Source organism: Ferrithrix thermotolerans DSM 19514, from assembly GCF_900128965.1.
Classification (GTDB): domain Bacteria; phylum Actinomycetota; class Acidimicrobiia; order Acidimicrobiales; family Acidimicrobiaceae; genus Ferrithrix; species Ferrithrix thermotolerans.
In genome coordinates this window covers 20582-38913 of record NZ_FQUL01000010.1, presented here as the reverse complement: position 1 = coordinate 38913, position 18332 = coordinate 20582, and the positions used below count along the sequence as shown (strand labels likewise).

At 49.8% G+C, this 18332-nt stretch carries 12 protein-coding genes; 6 read left to right on the top strand and 6 right to left on the bottom strand.

The features are described from left to right. Positions 1-6: 6 nt before the first annotated feature. From paaK to BUA24_RS04845, 4 genes are read right to left on the bottom strand one after another with little or no spacing between them, the layout of a single operon-like run. Positions 7-1284 carry a phenylacetate--CoA ligase PaaK gene (paaK, locus tag BUA24_RS04860; protein ID WP_072789386.1) on the bottom strand — a complete coding sequence of 426 codons (1278 nt, stop codon included), beginning with the start codon at positions 1282-1284 and terminating at the stop codon, positions 7-9. Further along, positions 1284-1748 (bottom strand): hydroxyphenylacetyl-CoA thioesterase PaaI, encoded by a 465-nt coding sequence (gene paaI / locus BUA24_RS04855; protein ID WP_072789382.1) that lies wholly within the window; start codon positions 1746-1748, stop codon positions 1284-1286. The genes paaK and paaI overlap by 1 nt, the downstream gene beginning before the upstream one ends. Continuing rightward, positions 1745-3340, bottom strand: coding sequence for a 3-hydroxyacyl-CoA dehydrogenase NAD-binding domain-containing protein (locus BUA24_RS04850; protein WP_072789379.1), 1596 nt, complete (start codon positions 3338-3340; stop codon positions 1745-1747). The genes paaI and BUA24_RS04850 overlap by 4 nt, the downstream gene beginning before the upstream one ends. After that, positions 3337-4200: an enoyl-CoA hydratase-related protein gene (locus tag BUA24_RS04845; RefSeq protein WP_178138708.1), complete on the bottom strand. Its 864-nt coding sequence runs from the start codon at positions 4198-4200 to the stop codon at positions 3337-3339. Before BUA24_RS04845 ends, BUA24_RS04850 begins: the two co-directional genes overlap by 4 nt. 167 nt (positions 4201-4367) lie before the next feature. On the opposite strand from BUA24_RS04845, the gene BUA24_RS04840 reads away from it, so the two are divergent. From BUA24_RS04840 to abc-f, 3 genes are all read left to right on the top strand, one after another. Then, positions 4368-7562, top strand: coding sequence for a PD-(D/E)XK nuclease family protein (locus tag BUA24_RS04840; protein ID WP_178138707.1), 3195 nt, complete (start codon positions 4368-4370; stop codon positions 7560-7562). Then, positions 7563-11048, top strand: coding sequence for a UvrD-helicase domain-containing protein (locus tag BUA24_RS04835; protein WP_072789370.1), 3486 nt, complete (start codon positions 7563-7565; stop codon positions 11046-11048). A gap of 291 nt (positions 11049-11339) precedes the next feature. Beyond that, on the top strand, positions 11340-12944 hold the full coding sequence (gene abc-f, locus BUA24_RS04830; protein WP_072789368.1) for a ribosomal protection-like ABC-F family protein: 1605 nt from the start codon (positions 11340-11342) through the stop codon (positions 12942-12944). A 16-nt stretch (positions 12945-12960) separates the two neighbouring features. Here the strand turns inward: abc-f and BUA24_RS04825 are convergent, their stop codons facing one another. Together BUA24_RS04825 and BUA24_RS04820 are read right to left on the bottom strand one after the other, a co-directional pair. Then, entirely contained in the window at positions 12961-13713 is a 753-nt protein-coding gene (locus BUA24_RS04825; protein WP_072789365.1) for a cytochrome c biogenesis CcdA family protein, read from the bottom strand. A gap of 69 nt (positions 13714-13782) precedes the next feature. Continuing rightward, positions 13783-14256, bottom strand: coding sequence for a hypothetical protein (locus BUA24_RS04820; RefSeq protein ID WP_072789362.1), 474 nt, complete (start codon positions 14254-14256; stop codon positions 13783-13785). Positions 14257-14383: 127 nt separating this feature from the next. On the opposite strand from BUA24_RS04820, the gene BUA24_RS04815 reads away from it, so the two are divergent. The 3 genes from BUA24_RS04815 (at position 14384) to BUA24_RS04805 (ending at position 18058) form a co-directional block, all read left to right on the top strand. Continuing rightward, positions 14384-15133, top strand: a complete 750-nt coding sequence (locus tag BUA24_RS04815) for an MBL fold metallo-hydrolase (RefSeq protein WP_072789360.1) — start codon at positions 14384-14386, stop codon at positions 15131-15133. A gap of 100 nt (positions 15134-15233) precedes the next feature. Next, positions 15234-17588: a putative bifunctional diguanylate cyclase/phosphodiesterase gene (locus tag BUA24_RS04810; protein WP_178138706.1), complete on the top strand. Its 2355-nt coding sequence runs from the start codon at positions 15234-15236 to the stop codon at positions 17586-17588. After that, positions 17588-18058 (top strand): DUF4383 domain-containing protein, encoded by a 471-nt coding sequence (locus BUA24_RS04805; RefSeq protein ID WP_178138705.1) that lies wholly within the window; start codon positions 17588-17590, stop codon positions 18056-18058. Before BUA24_RS04810 ends, BUA24_RS04805 begins: the two co-directional genes overlap by 1 nt. Positions 18059-18332 lie beyond the last annotated feature (274 nt).

Genomic DNA, 18332 nt, shown 5'->3' with positions numbered 1-18332 from the left:
TTGCGGCTATAAAACTCGCTTATCCAATACACGCTTTGCCTTGCCAACAGAGGTCCTTTCAATCTCAAAGGGGTTGACCACGGTGACCTTGGCGGTTACCCCGATCATGCTTTTGATATGGTGTGCAAGCTCATTTGCTGCCCGCATCATTGCGTCATCGCTTGCGTTTTCCCTGATCTCAACCTTGACCTCTAGGGTGTCTAGCGAACCTTCTTTGTCAACGACCAGCAGATACTGTGGAGCCAGTGAAGGAACCTTGGCGATCATGTCCTCGATCTGGGTGGGAAACACGTTTACGCCTCGTATGATCAACATATCATCCGAGCGTCCATGTATTGGACTTATCCTTCTCATTGAAGTTGCTGTTGGCTCCAAAAGCTTGGTTAGATCTCGGGTTCTATACCTGACCATAGGCAGAGCCTCTTTTGTGAGAGTCGTGATCACCAGCTCGCCCTCCTCTCCATCGGGCAGTACCTCTTTAGTTATGGGGTCTATGATCTCAGGGTAGAAGTGGTCCTCCCAGACAATTGGTCCATCTAGCGTTAAACCGCTTTCACTAGCGACACCTGGACCCATGATCTCTGACAGACCATAGATATCGACACCGACCATCGAGGTACGGGACCTAATCTCTGACTTTGTTGCACTAGCCCATGGCTCTGCGCCAAATATGCCGATCCGTAACGAGATTGTCTTCGTGTCGATACCCTGTCTCTGCATCTCATCTAGGATCGTTAGCATATAAGAAGGAGTAACCATGATTATAGATGGCTTGAGATCCATGATCATGGCTACCTGTTTCTCGGTTTGACCTCCTGACATCGGGATCACTGCACAACCGAGAGACTCTGCGCCGTAGTGGGCACCCAATCCACCGGTAAATAGACCGTATCCGTATGAGACCTGGACTATATCTTGTGCCGTCCCCCCAGCTATCTCAATCGATCTTGCTACCAGGGAAGACCAGTTGTCTACATCTCTCTTTGTATAAGCTACTACCGTGGGTTTACCCGTGGTTCCCGAGGAGGCGTGAATCCTCACGACATCTTTCATTGCTACGGCGAACATCTGGTAGGGGTAGTTGTCTCTCAGATCTTTCTTCTCTGTAAAGGGGAATCGAGACAGGTCCTTGAGAGTCTTTAGGTCAGATGGGTGTACCCCTAGTGAGTCGAACCTCTGCCTGTAGTGTAAGACGTTTTCGTAGGCGTGATTCAGGGTCCATCTGACCCTTTCCAGCTGAAGTTCTTCGATCTCTTTTCTCGATGCGTTTACGATTGAGTCCACTAAAACCCAGCCTTTCTCTCTAGGGGAATTACCATCTTGCCCTCTAATCGATATGAACGACCAACCATAGTTGCGACAAGTTTGTTCTCCTGGTTATGCACCTGGATCTCGTAGAGTCCAAGTCGACTCTTTAGAGACCTCTCATGAGCTTCCGCAATCAACACATCGCCGAGAACAGCTGAACTCAGGAACTCAACAGATACCGAAGAGGCGACCGTAAGGTTGTTGGAGGCGTTGCAGGCAAAGGCAAACGCCGAGTCCGCCAGAGCGGTAACTGCTCCACCGTGACAGATGCCGAATCCGTTGAGCATCTGCTCTTTCACTGCCATCTCGACCAGAGCGTAGCCATGACCCACCATTTTTACCTTCATCTCGTAAGCCTTTGAGAGGCTGTCTCTCTCCATCATGTAGTCGACGACATCTTGAGGGGAGGGGAACGCGTGGGGGTGGTGGTTAGTGCTCATGAGATCTCTCCTGTAACCGACCTGTCTGTCGGTCCAACGCTCGACCGCACGGAACTCTCTCTAAGTAACAAGGCACGTAAGTGTTGCGAAGGACGATATCTAGAGTTCCCATATCTCAAATAGAGCCTCTCGGAGACCTCAATAAAGTACCTTGGACCAACGACGTCTAACCACTCCAGCGCTGAAACGCTTTGATTGAGTCCCAATCTGTATGCAGTGCTGGCGGTCTCTGGGTCTGAACCTCTATGTAGCACAAACTCAGAGAACTCGTTTACGAGTGAGACGACTAGCCTGGTTATGTAAAGCCCAGGAAGATCTTTTAGAAGATGAAGTCTTACTCCGCTGGCTTGCAAAAGGTACGCTATCTCTCCAAGGGTCTGTCTATCTAAGCCCGGGGATGTAGAGACTCCTAGAGAGCGACTGGTGCCGTAATCAAACGCAAGATCCACTACGACCACGCCCGGGACATTGGTCTCCATAGATATCTCGGCCGCCGATCGACCATCTGATACGGAGACGAGAGTCTCGTTGAAGAATGTACCAAAAGACGTTTTGCTTGTTCGTGGGGGATTTTGTTGCAGCTTGACGGTATCGTTGGATGTAAGTACCCGCTCTATCAAAGGATCGATCAAGCTGCTTTGTGATCTTTGCACTGACCAACTCTTTGTGGGCTCGATCGCCTCAAGAGGTACGGCGTTTTGTGGTTCATCCCCTCCGTAGCCGTAGAACCCGGAGCCACTTTTTCGTCCGAAAAGGCAGGCGTTTACCATCTCTTCTTGTAGCAGTGACGGCCTATATCTCTCGTCAAAGTACGTCTGTTCAAAGACGGACTTCGTCACCGCAAGATTTACGTCGAGTCCTATGAGATCCATAAGCGCAAAGGGACCCATGGGGAATAGAGCTGACTCTTTGGCCAGCTCATCTAGTACTTCGATCTTTGAAATGCCAAGCTCTAAAGCAAGCAGTGACTCCAAATATATAGGTCTAGCCAACCTATTTACGATAAATCCTGGCGACGATGGTGCTACTACAGGGGTTTTGGAGCAACTTAGAACAAAGTTAATTGCGTCTTCAAGCACCTTATTTGAGGTGAGTAGAGACCTTACCACCTCTACGAGCTTCATCTTTGGAGCCGGGTTGAAGAAGTGAAGACCCAGAAATCTTTCGGGTTTCTGAAGAGATCGTCCAAGCCTGGTTACAGAGATCGAGGAGGTGTTCGTGGCGATGATTGCGCTTTGACTGACAACTTCCTCCACCTTTTTATAAAGTTCGGACTTTGCAGCTTGGTCTTCAGCGATCGCTTCGATTACCAAGGAACAGTCTTTGATATCGTTGAGATCCTCAGACAGCTTGATGGACTTGAGTATCTTGTCTTGCCTTTCGGAGTCGATACGACCCTTGGCCGCCTCGCTCTCAAGGTATCGCACAGCCGTCGCCTTGGCATTTAGTAGCTGGCTAGCGTCTGTGTCGAACAGAGCGACTCGATATCCGGACATAGCAGCAACTAAAGCTATGCCTCGCCCCATGGTTCCCGCACCTAAGACTGCGACCATCTGATATCTCGACGGCCCCATCTGCTCAGTGTTTATCATCTTCCTTCGAACCTTGCAGGGCGTTTCTCGAGAAAAGCTGCTACGCCTTCTCTGTAGTCGTAGGACTCTCCCAAGTGGTCTTGAAGCAGACTTTCCATTATTAAAGAGTCCGAGAAGCTCATGGAATAACCAAGATCTACCGCACGGCGTGTTGCAATGTAAGCCATAGTTGGTCCTTTGGCTAGCTGTCGTGCTACGGTGCGGGACTCCTCGGTCAGTCGTTCGTCTTCGACTACCCTTGATACCATGCCCAGTTCGAAGGCCCTACTACTGTCGACGGCCTCCGCTGTAAAGAACTGATCTAGGGCTCTTGCCCGACCGACGAGACGGGGCAAGAGCCACGTTCCTCCCGAGTCGGGAGTTAGACCGATCTTTGAAAAAGCTTGTAGGAACCGTGCACTCTTTGCAGCGATAATGACGTCGCACGCTAGGGCCAAGCTTGCTCCAGCTCCTGCTGCAACTCCGTTTACCGCACACACCGTTGGAATCTGCAGATCCTTAACTTTTTGCATAAGGGGGACGTAGTTGCTTCGTACCAGGTCGCCAACACGGATTTGTCGCCCGTTTGGATCTGGCTTAACCTCTTCGAGGTCCTGTCCGGCGCAGAACGCTCGCCCTCGGCCTGTAAGTATTAGTGCCCTGACACCTTCTCGCATGCCTTCCAAGGTGGCTAAGCAATGCAAGAGCTCCTTGTGAGTCTCGGTGTTTAGGGAGTTAAGGCTTTTCTCTCTGGAAAGCACCACTTCGGCGTATCCCTCTTGAATGGACACCTCTATGTTTTCGTAGTTAAAGACAGTCTCTTCCAAAGTCTTCCCGCCTCCAAAGCCACAGCGCCTCAAGTTGACCGACCGGTCAGTCAATTGGGAAAGATTACCATAGCGTACGGTGTCTGTCAATGGAATTGCTCTCAGACTAATGAATCGTCTTGGATCAATGATGCAAGAAGGTTCGATACGGCCTGGCGTGCCGTTCCAGCGTGAGTAACACCACGGAGGTGTTGTAGCATGCTTGACCTACTATGGACCCGATGCGCATAACTCGATTGGAATTAAATGACCCTGCACGTGCTTCTTTGGAGATGCTAAGGCGTTGTATATTGCAGGAGCGATCCTCGGATATACATGTCATAGTGCCTTCATTTGCATCAAAGCTGTATCTGCGGCGTAGGGTAACTGAGCTACTAAGTGAAATAGGGGTCGCCCATGAGTCTTTTCCGTTGGGGGTCGAAATCCTAACTGTTGAGGAGTTTGCGTCTGAGTATGGCACTTTGGAGATGCTTAGAGGTGAAAGATCAATCTGTCCAATAGAGGTTGTAACTGCTATTGTGGCGGAGAGTCAACTTTCTAGCGGGCGTTCTTTGGATAAAAATGTCCTTTTGAATCTAAGTAGAACGGTTACGCGTCTACTTAGGTTGAGAGAGGATGACTTGGAGATATTGATCGAGGCGGGGGGATCGAAAGAGGTGGTCGATCTCACAAGAAAGGTCTTATCAAAGACAAGCGACAGGTATGTTCATCTCCGAGCTCTCCTAGAGATCGCTATGGATGTAGCGGGAAGGCAGTTTAGAGAGGATGAAGAGATACTTATCTTCATGCCCGAGATCTTCAGCGAAACGCTAAAGCTATTTTTGGAGGTGGCATACGAGAGACTGCCGCTTGTCACCCTAGAGTCGATCGGTCCCGACGGGGAGGGTGCTACGGCTGTAGACGTCTTACCTACCAAAGCCAAGGGTGGTGGAGTTGACCCCAACGGCTCGTCGACGAAAGCGTTGGTTCAGTTGTTTGTCGGAGCTTCAGAGTTGGATGAACTCAGAATCGCACTCTCCTTCCTGCTTGAGATGGTGCGTAACGGCATACCACCGTCGAAGACGGCGCTACTTATGGCTCAGCCGGCTCGCTACCTTCCTCATCTAGAGCTACTTGCTCTCGAGATGAGCTCACTTGAAGGAGTTGATCTTAGTACACCTAAAGACGAAGGTGATCTTCGAACCTTGGACTCAATGTTTGACCTGGCGTTGGATTCAAAGTTAGACCGCACACCGATTGGCAATTTCTTAAAAGTGGTCTTTACTTGGTTTGACTCCGACTTTGCAAGGACAGAGTTTGTAGACCGAGTTCCAAATGCTCTAGCTATCTTGGACGGATCCAAACAAAAAACGGTGAGACACTGGGATCGATTGAGTGCAGTAGCAAACGTGGTGCGCACAAGAGCCGAGTGGCTCTCTCAGCTTGAGAGGGTTAGCGATGTATTGCAAAATGACGGGATAAGACGCATAGTTGGAACCGAATACCTCGCAGATACGGCTATGGAAGAGCTTGTCGCATCTCTAGATGTGTTCAAGAGCTTTATTAGGGAGAGCATTGATCTGTACGAGAACCTTCAAGCGACCTCTTACCAACAGGCAGGTGGTATGCTCAAGGCGTTTCTAGATTCTCTCATCCCAAAACAAGACGGAGATGTCCTTGAGAACGGACCAGATGGTATCAGCGATCTAGGGGAGTTAGACCGGTTCATCGAGAAGCTTGTTGAGCTCGACGCGTTGCCCATCGACTACTCTTACGAGGTATTTTGTGTTCTGTTGGACCAATTTCTGCAACAAAGAGTCTCTAAGGCGTCCCATCGCTCAAACACAGTTACTGTGGCTTCAATGGAGTCTGTTGCCGGCAGTGTTTTTGACTACGTGGCTCTGGTTGGACTCAACAAAGATCTAATGTCGAGCAAGGGCTCAACAACGATATCAATAGACGATCAGGTCCTAAGGACTCTGGACCTTCCTCTATATGGTTCAAAAGAGCAGACCGATCGCACCCTTTCGATCGCTGCAGCTTTAGTGACTTCGGCTAAGAAAGCTTTACTAACTACTAACGGGGATCCTTACTCTTTATCCCTTGGTTCACATCCAACCTTGGCACGACTGTGCGGTCGCCTAGGTGTCGAACTTTCTAACTTAGGTTTTGACTCCTCGATGTCGGCCTTGCCTGATGTAAGGGTACCTCGGCAGCCACTCTCGCTTTTGGAGCTGTCCTCTTCTTTGTTGATCTCAAATATGGATCTCGACTTTGTACGAGATACACGACTTGGCTCCGTTATGGAGAGCGTACTTCTTTCAATCGAACAAAGAGCAAAACAGTTCTACAGGTATCAAGACCGTGCATGGGTTGCGGAGATGGATCAGGTTGAGCTGGCCGGTGTCCCTATTGGGGACTTTGCTACACATCTAGTGTTTGACGGGGAACGTTTATCTCTATCGCCAACCCAGTTGGAGCACTATGTGAGCTGTCCCTACGCCTTTTTCGTAAATCAACTCCTGGATATCGATCCACCAGAGACTCCAGAGGACTCCATAAAGATGTCCCCGAGTCTCTTCGGCCAAGTCGTGCATGAGGTTTTGGAGGACTCTTTACGTACGTTAGACCCCGTAGATGACTGGACCGACGTCAAGGCTCTTTCTGAGCATCTCTTAGCCGTAAGCGATGCCTTCTTAGCGAAAAGACTGGAAGAGCTGTCGCAATATGGACTATTGGGACGACGAGCTTACGAAAGGACAAATAAAGAACGTATACGCTCTAACGTCAGGAGAGTTATCAAAGGCTTTGTGAGTGAGTATGCATCTGTTGCGAAGTGGGAGCTAGAGACGGAGAAAAAGTTCCACAACGTCCCTATCGCTCCAGATAAGGTGCTAGGTAAAAATGTAGTAAGTGTTGTATCGACTGGAAAGATAGATCTCGCTCTAAGGACTTTATCTCCAGATGAAAGACGTGTTGTGGTCGTTGACTACAAAACGGGTTCTTCCAAGCCCTACGAAGGAGTGAAGGGCAGTGATCCGACAAATAAAGGTACTAAGTATCAGATGTACATCTACGCATTGGCTGCCTCTCGCCTATATGGTACCCCCCTGGAAGATGTAGAGACCCAGTATTGGTTTTCATCTGCGTCCGCATCGAAGAGGCGCATATCAGTGAAGTTCGATGAAGACACGGCGCAAAGATCCGCAAGAGACATCTCTACCACGATCGATCTCATCTCGCATGGATACTTTACAGGGCGTAACGCTCGAGGCGTTCAAGCGGAAGCTTGTAGATTCTGTAACCCGAGAGGTATCGGAAACAGCAGGGCTAGTGAGCTTTGGATGCAGAGCCTTAAAAGGGCCTCGGACAATGGATTGGAGATACCACTTACATGGAAGGAAGACGCCCAAGATCAAGTAGAGGAAGTCGGATAGGTGCAACTAGAAGATAAAGGGGCACGCGACCTTATAAGGACCGAACTCTCCGACTCTATCTTTGTAGTCGCAGGGGCGGGTAGTGGTAAGACTACCGCCCTGGTAGGTAGAGTCTGCTCGCTGGTGTTGGAACGGGGGTATTCGCTTCGGTCGATCGTAGCTATCACATTCACAGAAAAAGCGGCAGAGGAGCTAAAGGAACGACTGGTTCAGTCCTTTGAAAGCTGTGTGCAAGACGCCTCTAACCCAACAGATGTGAGAGATCTTGCAAAGCAGGCGCTACTTGAGATAGATGATGCTCCAATAGGTACCATTCACTCCTTTGCGAGGCGCATTTTAGCGAGATTTGCTGATGTTGCTGGACTACCGGCGGAGTTGGTGGTTATGGATGAGTTCGAGTTCCAACTCGACTTTGACCGGTTTTGGGACGAATTCGTAGACTCGGTTCTTACAGAGAGCGATATCCAAGGGGTCTTGAGCGTACTTCTGTCTGGCAACAATATGGGTGCGATAAAGGACCTGGCTAAAGAGCTGATCTCAAGCAAGAGGCTGTTGGAAGAGGCGCTTGCGTGGAGTAGGGGAGCCGGTAGATTATCCACTTCGACTCAGGTTGTCGAACATCTCGAACTTCAAAGGCAGATCTTGGAGCGATATCGTGACGAGATCGAAGGGGCGATGAAAGAGAACAGAGATCCATCTGACGCTCTCTATGGCTCGCTTTTGGAGCTGAAAGGTAATATCGACGATCTCTTGGATGGGGCCTCTGATTTTGAGCTGGTAGAGGTTTTAGTCCGGATTCCAGGCTCAACTAAAGTAATCGATCAACTAAGAGTCCCCAAGAGCGCAGGAAGGAAGGACAACTGGAGGGTTGATAAAAAGACGTTGGTGGAAACTCTCAATAAGCGTGCAGAGGAACTTAGGGACTCTGTACTCGTGCTCGTCGACTTAGCACTTCGCAGCTTTGTGGATCGACTCTCCGACGCTTTATTGGCTTATCGCAAAAAACGCAGGGAAGCTGGAAGACTCTCCTTTGATGACCTGATCGACCTTACCGTAGAGCTTCTTGGATCTGATGTGCTGGGGGACAAAGTAAGGACTTATCTGTATGAAAACTATCAGGTGGTCATGCTGGACGAGTTTCAAGATACAGATCCCAATCAGATCCTTATCGCAGCTTATGCAACATCGAAGACGAAAAGTCTTGAGATTGAAGGGGACTGGTCGAGAGCCCAGATGTCGAAGGGACGACTCTTTGTCGTTGGTGATCCAAAGCAGGCTATCTACAGCTTTCGTGGTGCGGACGTCAAGTTGTTCTACCTGGTGCAAAGCTACGTTAGTCAGATGGGTAGATGTTTGAACCTGGTTTCGAACTTCAGGAGCACCAAAGGAGTGTGCAGCTTTATTAATGACCTTTGTGAGCAGGTCTTTAAGTTCTTGCCTGATGACATGAACGGTGACTCTGTCGTTGAAGACGTTGAACCTTTTGTAGGTTTTGACAGACTTGTGCCGGTGCGTGAATCTGTCGACAAAGGCCCATCAGTAGCTCTAATAGGCAAACTTCCTGTTGTCCCTGCAGAGCCTACAGAGAAAGTTGCATCTAATTACCTCAGACAGCTTGAGGCCAAGACGACGGCTGCGGCCGTTGTCTCGATACTGGAGCAGGGATGGCACGTTTACGACGAAAGGTTGGGGCTTGAGCGACCTGCGAAGTACTCAGATATTGCGATCCTTGTGCCTACGAGAAGCTCTCTGTCAGAGCTAAAAAAGGCACTGGACTTCCTCGGTGTACCCTTCGTCGCCGACCTCTCTCTCGACTTACTTTCAAACGATATTTTGCGCTCGATGCTAATGGTGTTGGCAAGTGTCTGGGACTCGACCGATGAGATCTCGACGGTTGCTGCCTTGAAAAGTCCCTTGTTCTGTCTGTCAAGCCGCGAACTTCTTGTCCATAGAGTTAGCTGTGGTGGTGGCTTTGACTATCTTGGACTAGGTGAGCCGTCCTGTGGGTGTAGGGTAGAGGAAGGACTTTTGCGGCTTCGACGTTTGCGGGAGTCGGTTGGCAAGCTTCCGGTTCATGAGTGCATCAAGACCGTTATGAACAGATTCATGCTTTACGAGGTGACAGCGTCACGTCCTGGTTGGAGAGAAGACTGGAAGCACTTAGACTGGTTTTTGTCCCAGGCCATAAAGTGGACTTTAGATACCTCAGATACCCTCGGAGCTTTTCTGCGTTACATCCAGAGTGTGCTTACCTCTAAGAGCTCGGTACTTGAGCCGTTGAGTTCGGCTTCAGAACGAGACGTGGTGACGATATCGACTATCCATAAAGCAAAGGGACTGGAGTATCCGATCTGTATCTTGTCTTCGATGTCTTCCAGGGTCGTCGGAGGTCGGGATAGCGGAACGCATCTCAAACTTGACGCTGATGGCGAGGTAACTTACCGATTTCTTGGATGCGAATCGCCCTCTTATGATGCTTTGAAGAAGAGAGAGGTCCAAAGGCAGATACTCGAGGCTCAACGGCTTATGTACGTCGCTATGACAAGGGCCAGGGACCATCTCGTTGTCTCACTGTTTCGGGGAGCAGATGGAGGTTGCAACAGATCGTCTTCGAGCATTTCCTACTCCGAGCTTCTGAGCTGCGCCGGCGAGCGTGCAGCCGTCTTCGATAAGGTGGAAGACATCTTTAGTGACCCTGAAGAGTTAGAGGGTATTTATAGACTCCGAAGATCTCGAGTCGATGCAGATTCAGAGGTGAAAGACCCCACGGATCGTTCGAGTAATACTAAGGTCGTCGAGGCCACAGTTAGGAAGGGGTTCTTGGTCTTTGATAAAGGTGAGTGGAAACCTCACTCTGTCTTGGAGCCTACGGGGGTAACCAGTGCTGCAAGAAACATTGCGTCCTTTCTTGGTGACGACTTTGAAAGGACCGGCGGTGAGGTTCAAGGAGTTGAGGTTCCTGAGCTTGAGCAGTTCAATCGGCCCGGTAAGATAGGAACCGCCTTGCACAAGGTTCTAAAGCTCATCGACCTAGATGGAGAACCAAATCTCGACAGTGTGGTCTTAGGGGTCTCTCGGCTATATGGCTGTGGGGACTACAGCACAGAGATCGCTGCAATGGCTCTAGCTGCGATGAGGACTGCTACCGTCTCAGGTGCCTACAACAGGGGCGTCAAGATACGTAAAGAGGTATTTGTCTCACGTCGCTCGGAGGACCTGGGGCGGTGGGTTGAAGGGTTTATCGACCTGCTCATCGAGTACGAGGATCGAGTTGAGATCATAGATTACAAGTCCGCAGCTCAGTTACCCCCGGGGAAGGGCGATAACTTTGGTCGCTACAGCTATCAGCTCGCCCTTTATGCCTGGGCATTGGAGCCGCTTACCCAGAAGGAGTTGGTGGGTAAGGTTGTGTATCTTTCTCCCGCCGGGGCAAAAGAGGTTTTGGTCGATATCCCTCCTCTACTAAAGAGACTAAGGTCTGGGTAGAGGGCGCACAACAATTTGATAAGGTGCGAGCGCGTTACCACCCACACCTTTATTGAGGGTATTGAGGGAACGCCGTCAAACTCTAACGTTAGAGCTACGAGACCTTGGGCACAAAGGTTAGCGATTCATCGTAAGGTAGCTCATCGTCAGGCTAAAGAGCGTTCTTGAGATGTATAAAGATTCATCTGCAGCGACCAATAATGCTAGTGGACGTTGACTTGAGCGGCTTTGGAGATCAGCTCTGTAGTGGCAGTTAGGATTGCATTGAAGTATTTGGGCTAGGGAGTCAGTTTGCTAGGAGTAGAAGGTATTGAGATAAGAATCGGCCCAAGACTTTTGCTTGATGAAACCAGTTTCACGCTAAACGCAGGCGACAAGATTGGGCTAGTTGGGAGAAACGGTGCTGGTAAGACGACGCTTATGAAGGCGTTAGCGGGCGAAACCCTGTTGGAAAAGGGCCGCCTTTACTCGACAGGTACCATCGGATATCTACCTCAGGATCCTCGATCGGTGGATCTTGAGCTGCCAGCCTTTGAGCGGGTCTTATCAGGGCGAGGGCTCTCCGAGTTGCGACGAGAACTGGCTGCAGTGACTCAACACATGTCCAGTAGTGATCTTGTTATTGCGGAGAGAGCAACAAGGGACTACGGAGAGCTTGAACACCGATTCTCGGCTCTAGGCGGTTACTCCGCTGAGGCTGAGGCTGAGGCGATCTGCGTCTCGCTTGGTCTTGAGCCGAGACTGTTTCACCGCCCTTTGGGAAATCTATCTGGCGGACAAAGAAGGAGAGTGGAGCTCGCAAGGATCTTATTCTCTAACGCAGAGACCCTGCTTCTTGATGAGCCAACGAACCACCTAGACGCAGACTCTATTCAGTGGCTCAAGGGCTACCTGCGCTCTTACAAGGGTTCCCTAATCCTCATCTCTCACGATGTAGAGCTGCTTCGAGAGGTTGTCAATCGGGTCGCATACCTAGACGCCAACTCTTCAAAGTTGGAGATGTATCAGATGCGCTACGACCTTTACATAAAGGCCAGAGCGCAGAGTGAAGCTAGGTCAAAGAAAGAACGGGAACGTAGCGAAGGAGAGATACAGCGTCTCTCACTCCAGGCGAATAAGATGCGTGGCTCGAGCGCAAAACGGGCAAGAAAGGCAAAGGTTTTAGACGCAAGGGCGGAGAAGCTAGAGTCTTCCATCGAAGAGATCAGATCTAAAGACAAGGTTGCGAAATTGAAGTTTCCTGAACCGAGACACTGTGGTAGGACGCCGCTTGAAGGAGTAACGCTCAGCAAGACTTATGGGTCTTTAGAGGTGTTCATTGGTGTTGATCTTGCAATAGATCGAGGTTCAAAGGTTCTGATCTTGGGGCTCAACGGAGCTGGCAAGACGACTTTGCTGAAGGTTTTGGCTGGAGTCGAGGTTCCCGATACCGGAGAGATCAGGTTGGGTACCGGCGCTATGGTCGGATACTATGCCCAAGAACATGAGACCCTTGATCATGAAGACACGGTCTTTCATTTCATTCGTTCTAAAGCTCCTGTCGATATGCAAGACAAGGATCTTCGCTCTATCTTGGGAAGTTTTTTGTTCGACTCCGAGATGATGAATCAAAAGATAGGCACCCTCTCGGGAGGGGAAAAGACCCGTCTAGCTCTTGCGGCCCTTGTAACTACAGGTGCCAACGTCTTGTTATTGGACGAGCCCACGAACAACTTAGATCCGATCTCTCGAGAACAGGTGCTCGAAGCACTAAGGCGTTACAAGGGGTCCGTCGTCTTAGTTACTCACGATCCCGGTGCTGCTAGAGCGCTTGACCCCGAGCGAGTAGTGCTTATGCCCGACGGCGAGGAGGACCTAATGAGCGAATCTTACTACGACCTAATTTCTCTGTCGTAAAAGCTATCGAGACAGGTTAGCCCAGCTTGTTGAGGGATCCCAAACCTATACTGGTGGCCAAGTTTTCGAGGTGGATAGTGATCCACGAGAAGTCGTTCAAGCTCAAAAGGATACCAAAGAGAGCCAAGACTCCAGCAGATATGGAGGTAAGTACGGTAAAGTGCCGCTTGATGAAGGCAAACGCGCCCACGAGTTTTGAGAAGGCGAGTCCAGTTACGAGGAAGGGCACGCCTAGCCCCAAGGAGTATGAGATCAGTAAAATTGCTCCTTGGGTTGCCTTTCCACTTGTCGCTGCTACGGCAAGCACAGAGGCCAAAATCGGTCCAATGCAAGGCGTCCAACCAAATGCAAACGCCATGCCGGCGATCGGAGATGCAAAGAGCCCGAACCTACTGAGCTGGGGATGAAAACGTTTCTCTTGATAAAGCCAAGGTAGCTTCAAGAAGACAGAAGCGAGGAGAAACGCTGCCATCAACAGTAGAACTACGCCCGATACCCTTACAAGTAGGGGTTTATAGGAGTTGATGGATGCGCCAATTGCGCTAACAGTGAGACCGAGTGCGGTAAAAACGATAGCAAAGCCAAGTATGAACAACGTCGTAGACAGGGCGAGTTTTTTTATGTTGTCAGATGAACTTGTTACGATGTCTTGAGTTCCGACGCCACTAACCACAGATAGGTATGCGGGTACCAGAGGCAGCACGCAGGGCGATAAGAACGATACGATGCCACCACCAAAGGCTGCAACATACTCAAGACCAGGGACCATAACTTACAATATAGCTTGAATCATAAATTAGGTGATTTTGAGGGTCTCAGCGATCTGCCAGTGACATCCCTACCTGCTGGAGGTGGGAGTCAGAGTGAGCTCAACCGTTGATTCCAGATCCATGTTTGAGAGTCTGACGACTCTGCTATTGGTATCGATCTTCATATAAAGTTCCGCCCTAGTGGCACACCAGGAGTCCAAGGTGGAGGTCAAAAGCTCATCATCGCTTGGAAGCCAAGCTATCATTGTCTCTCCGAGTTCAGGGTGGTCTATCTCGGGCCGTTTGTCTTCCCTGACTCCGGAAAACTCATCTGCCTTTTTGTATCCGATTAGAAGTGTCTCTTCGTGTCGAACGACTGCGATTAGCACAACACGAGGAAAGTCCTGAACGCGTCGGGCCGCAAGCTTAGCTACCTCTACGGCGCCGGCTTGGGCACGTTCGGATCGATACCGCTCGATAAAAGCCCCGTGTCTCGATAGAACCATCAGCACAGCTGCAAGCCCAACGAAACTTAGAAATAGGGGAAAAACAAGTAAGTTCATCTCATTCCTCAGAACCAAGTGCCATAACTATAGAATACACTTTCTCAATATTTAGGTGATATGTGTGTAGCAAACTTGGGCGGCCGAATTCTGAGGCACTTGTCGAGTTTGTTGTGCAGTGAAAGAGATGGAGTCTTTGGTGCGCCTTTTAGTTCTTGGCAGTGCAGGAAGTTATCCTGCTCCAGCTTCGGCCTGTTCCTCTTATCTCCTGCAGCACGATGGGTATCAGCTTTTGATCGACGCTGGGAACGGTTCTATGAGCAATCTCTACAACTTCACGACTCCTGCTAACCTAGACGCTGTGTTTCTCTCTCACCCCCACATCGACCACCTTGCGGACTTTGTCGGAATATATCACTACAGAAAGTACGTTTCTGTTTCTAAAGAGCGACTGAAGGTGTTTGCTGGTTCGAAGACGCTGGGTCTTCTTGAGAGCCTTGTAGGGTCAGAGATGTACGATATCGTCGACGCTACCGTCCTTGACAACGAAGCCCGATTTGAGGCCGGTCCATTTGTGGCATCGGTAGCAAAGATGGCCCACCCTGTTCAGACCTTTGGGTTAAGAGTTGAAAGTGGCGGTAAGGTATTCGCCTACTCAGCAGACACGGGGCCGTGTGCATCTCTCGAGGCGCTCAGTGAAGAAGCAGACTTTTTACTCTGCGAATCTACCTGGGTCGAAGATAGTGACTCCCATCCGAAAGATCTACACATGACCGTTTCACAAGCGGTCTCTGCTGCCCGTAACGCCAACGCAAAAAAGTTGGTCATCACGCATGTTGCGTACCCAAACTCACCGTTTGTGGCGCTAGCACGAGCACGTGAGATCGGCGAGTTGCCGGTAGAACACGCCTTCGAACTGGAAGAACACAGCATCTAAAAGCAAGATTAATCTCCATCGAATCCCTCAGAGCTGATCCAGGGGATAAAGTTTCTTCCTCTATCTCCGATACTTCTTTATGAACCTGGCGAGAACGCAGATGTCAAGGCTCCAATCCATACTTAGATGGTCAGCTTCACTAGGGATTGCGGCAGCCATTGCGCTGGGGATGGCCGTCAGTGTAGTATCACTTTTTGATGAGGTTCAGAGTTCCCAGTATACTATATCATGTTTAGCCAATATCTCTAGAATCAACGCTGATCAGCTTCTTCTTCTCTATCGAGTCTCTGAAACAAATAAGCTCGACCCTTCAGAGACTGTGCTCTTAGATAAAATGCGATCACAACTCTTTGCAGAGGTAACCAAGATCAGGCAATACTCTCCCTCACTTGTTACTCCGGCAAACCTGAGCCTTGAATTGAGCTATGAAAGGAGAATATTTCGAACCGCTGACCTCTTTCAAAGAGGTGCCCACGCAGCAGCTTCGAGACGGCTTGCAACTTCTTTGACGACGAGTTTCCAACTTGTGCAGCAAAAAACTCAGGCGACAGCTAGACAACAAAGTGTTATAGCGTCTGAAACCTCGATGGTCGCAGACCTTGAAACCCTTACCATGATGGCCTTTGCGGCCCTTATGACCACCTTGTTGTTTAGGAAGTTCTCACGAGCAAAACTTCTCTCTGAGCTCTCAGCCGCTCGAGAAAGAGAGAGATCACAGGCACGATTTGCCTCGCTGGTCGCCAGTTCTTCAGACGTTATAGTAGTGGTAAATCCAGAGCTTGAGATCCTATTTGTGACACCGTCTTGGCAGCGAACACTTGGTTGGAATCCTCAGGTATGGATAGGAAGAAAGATAGAAGAAATCGTTGAACCCGAGGATCGACTTTTATTCATGGCTGAGGTCGGCTCATGTACCAAAGATAATGATTCTACGATTACGACGCGCTGGCTTCACGAAGACGGCTCATATCGAACCATTGAACTTATAGCTCGTAATCTCATTTCAGACCCAAAAGTAGGGGCGATTGTTATCAATGCTCGTGACGTAACCGAACGTCATGAGCTGGAGATGCAACTGACAAGGGCTGCTCTGTACGACTCCCTAACGGGATTACCCAATAGGGCTCTATTTAATGAAAGACTCGCGAGTGCGATTAGGCAAAATGCCAAGAACGGTTCTCAGACAGCCATTTTGTTTATTGATCTTGACGAGTTTAAAGTCGTGAACGATACCCTTGGTCATCTAAGCGGAGATGAACTTCTTCGTTGTGTTGCGGAGCGGTTGATGAAGGCAGTTCCAGAGAGCGAGACGGTGTCTCGACTAGGCGGTGATGAGTTTGGAGTTCTCCTAGAGACCGCAGAACATGCCAAAGATGCAAAGGCCGTGGCTCTAAGAGTCATAGAGGAGATCAAAGGTGAGTACCAGCTGTCAAACGGCGTAGCTCACGTATCGGCTAGTGTCGGACATGCCTACGCAGACGCAGAGATCGAAGTGGAAGAGCTTCTAAAGCGAGCCGATATTGCGATGTATAGCGCCAAGCGTCAAGATCACTACCACTTTGCGACCTATGACGACGCTATGCAGCAAGATATCTTGGAGAAATTGACACTAAGGGCTGAACTGCAAAGAGCCGTTGAAAATGGGCAGCTCCACTTGGTCTATCAGCCAGTTGTTGATCTTGAGGAAGGACGTATTCGGGGCGTAGAAGCTCTCGTGAGGTGGAACCATCCCCAACGGGGAGTCCTTTCCCCCACTGTCTTCATCCCTATCGCAGAAGACAGTGGTCTTATTGTTGAGATCGGTAGATTTGTGCAAAAAACGGCGTGCAAACAGCTTTCGCTTTGGAACAGAATTCGAGGTGACAAGGCGATGACTATGAACGTCAACCTGTCGGTAAGGGAGCTATTAGAGCCCTCGTTGGTTGCTCAGGTTAGAGGTGTAATTGAGGACTCGGGGATTGATCCGTCCCAGCTCACGCTCGAAGTTACCGAAACACATGTTATGGCTCAGGTCGATCTGGTTTCCGAGAGGCTACATCAACTCAGAGATCTAGGCATTAAGTTGGCTATTGACGACTTTGGAACGGGCTACTCCTCCCTCAGTTATCTAGAGCATCTTCCAGTTGATGCGTTGAAGATCGATAAGTCTTTCACGGACCACCTTCTGAAAGAAGAGACTCCTGTGACACTAAAGACCATACTTAGACTCGGTCAAGAGCTAAATCTCAAGATAGTGGCCGAGGGGATCGAACGGTCTAGCCAGGCAGAGTCTCTTCTGGCTCTTGGATGTGTGTATGGTCAAGGATATCACTTCGCACGACCCCTTGAGGCTGAGGCTATCGATGAGATGCTACGACATGACGAGAACGGTCATCCAACGCGAAGCATGCAAGAAACTAGATTCACCAGGATCCCGCTTTGGCCTTCCCATTTCACTAAGGAGGGTCCTATATGATGAGAAATGCGAGACAGCAGTCTCCTACGCAACGCTTTATCCTAGTCGACGGTGTTCTCTATGTGGTGATCGGAGTCACTGCAATCGTTGTTGAACTTACAGGGGTGAGGCCGTACTGGGCCAGTGGACCCTTCCCAGTTTTGGCTCTGAACCCTATAATTTCACTCTTTCACATCACAGTTGGTCTGCTGTGGATCGTGGCATCAAAGTCGCACAGATCAGCGATGTTGGCCTGTTTGATGGGAGGAGTTGGATTTGGTGCGGTTTCGCTACTTGGTCTTTTGGGTGCGTTAACTTCGATCGGGATCTCAGGTCCGGCTGCACCTACCAACTTTATCCATCTTCTTACCGCCATAGTTTCAACTTATTACGTCAGCGCTGGAGCTCAGGACGTGGTTATTGGGAGGGTCGATAGTGATGCCGTTTCGGCTGGATCTAGAGAGATATGGAACGTCACTCCAAAGCAATAGGGACTGCGTCCTTAATCTTTGGAGTGTCTGAACCCAATCTGTTGCAAAGGTAGTAGTAGCGACTCTATTGTCAGCAGAGCTCCAAATCGCCATAGAGACTGAAACCGGATCTGTGGTGGGCTCCCTCAAACTTGATCCCCATATGTGGCTGCGGCAACTCCTATGCTTGTACCAGATTATCGGCGTGACTTGCTCTCAAGGTAGGAGTTCCTGCTAGAGGCATCTGATAGTCGAAATGATCTGTACAGGGACATACCTTGTGATCATCGATAAT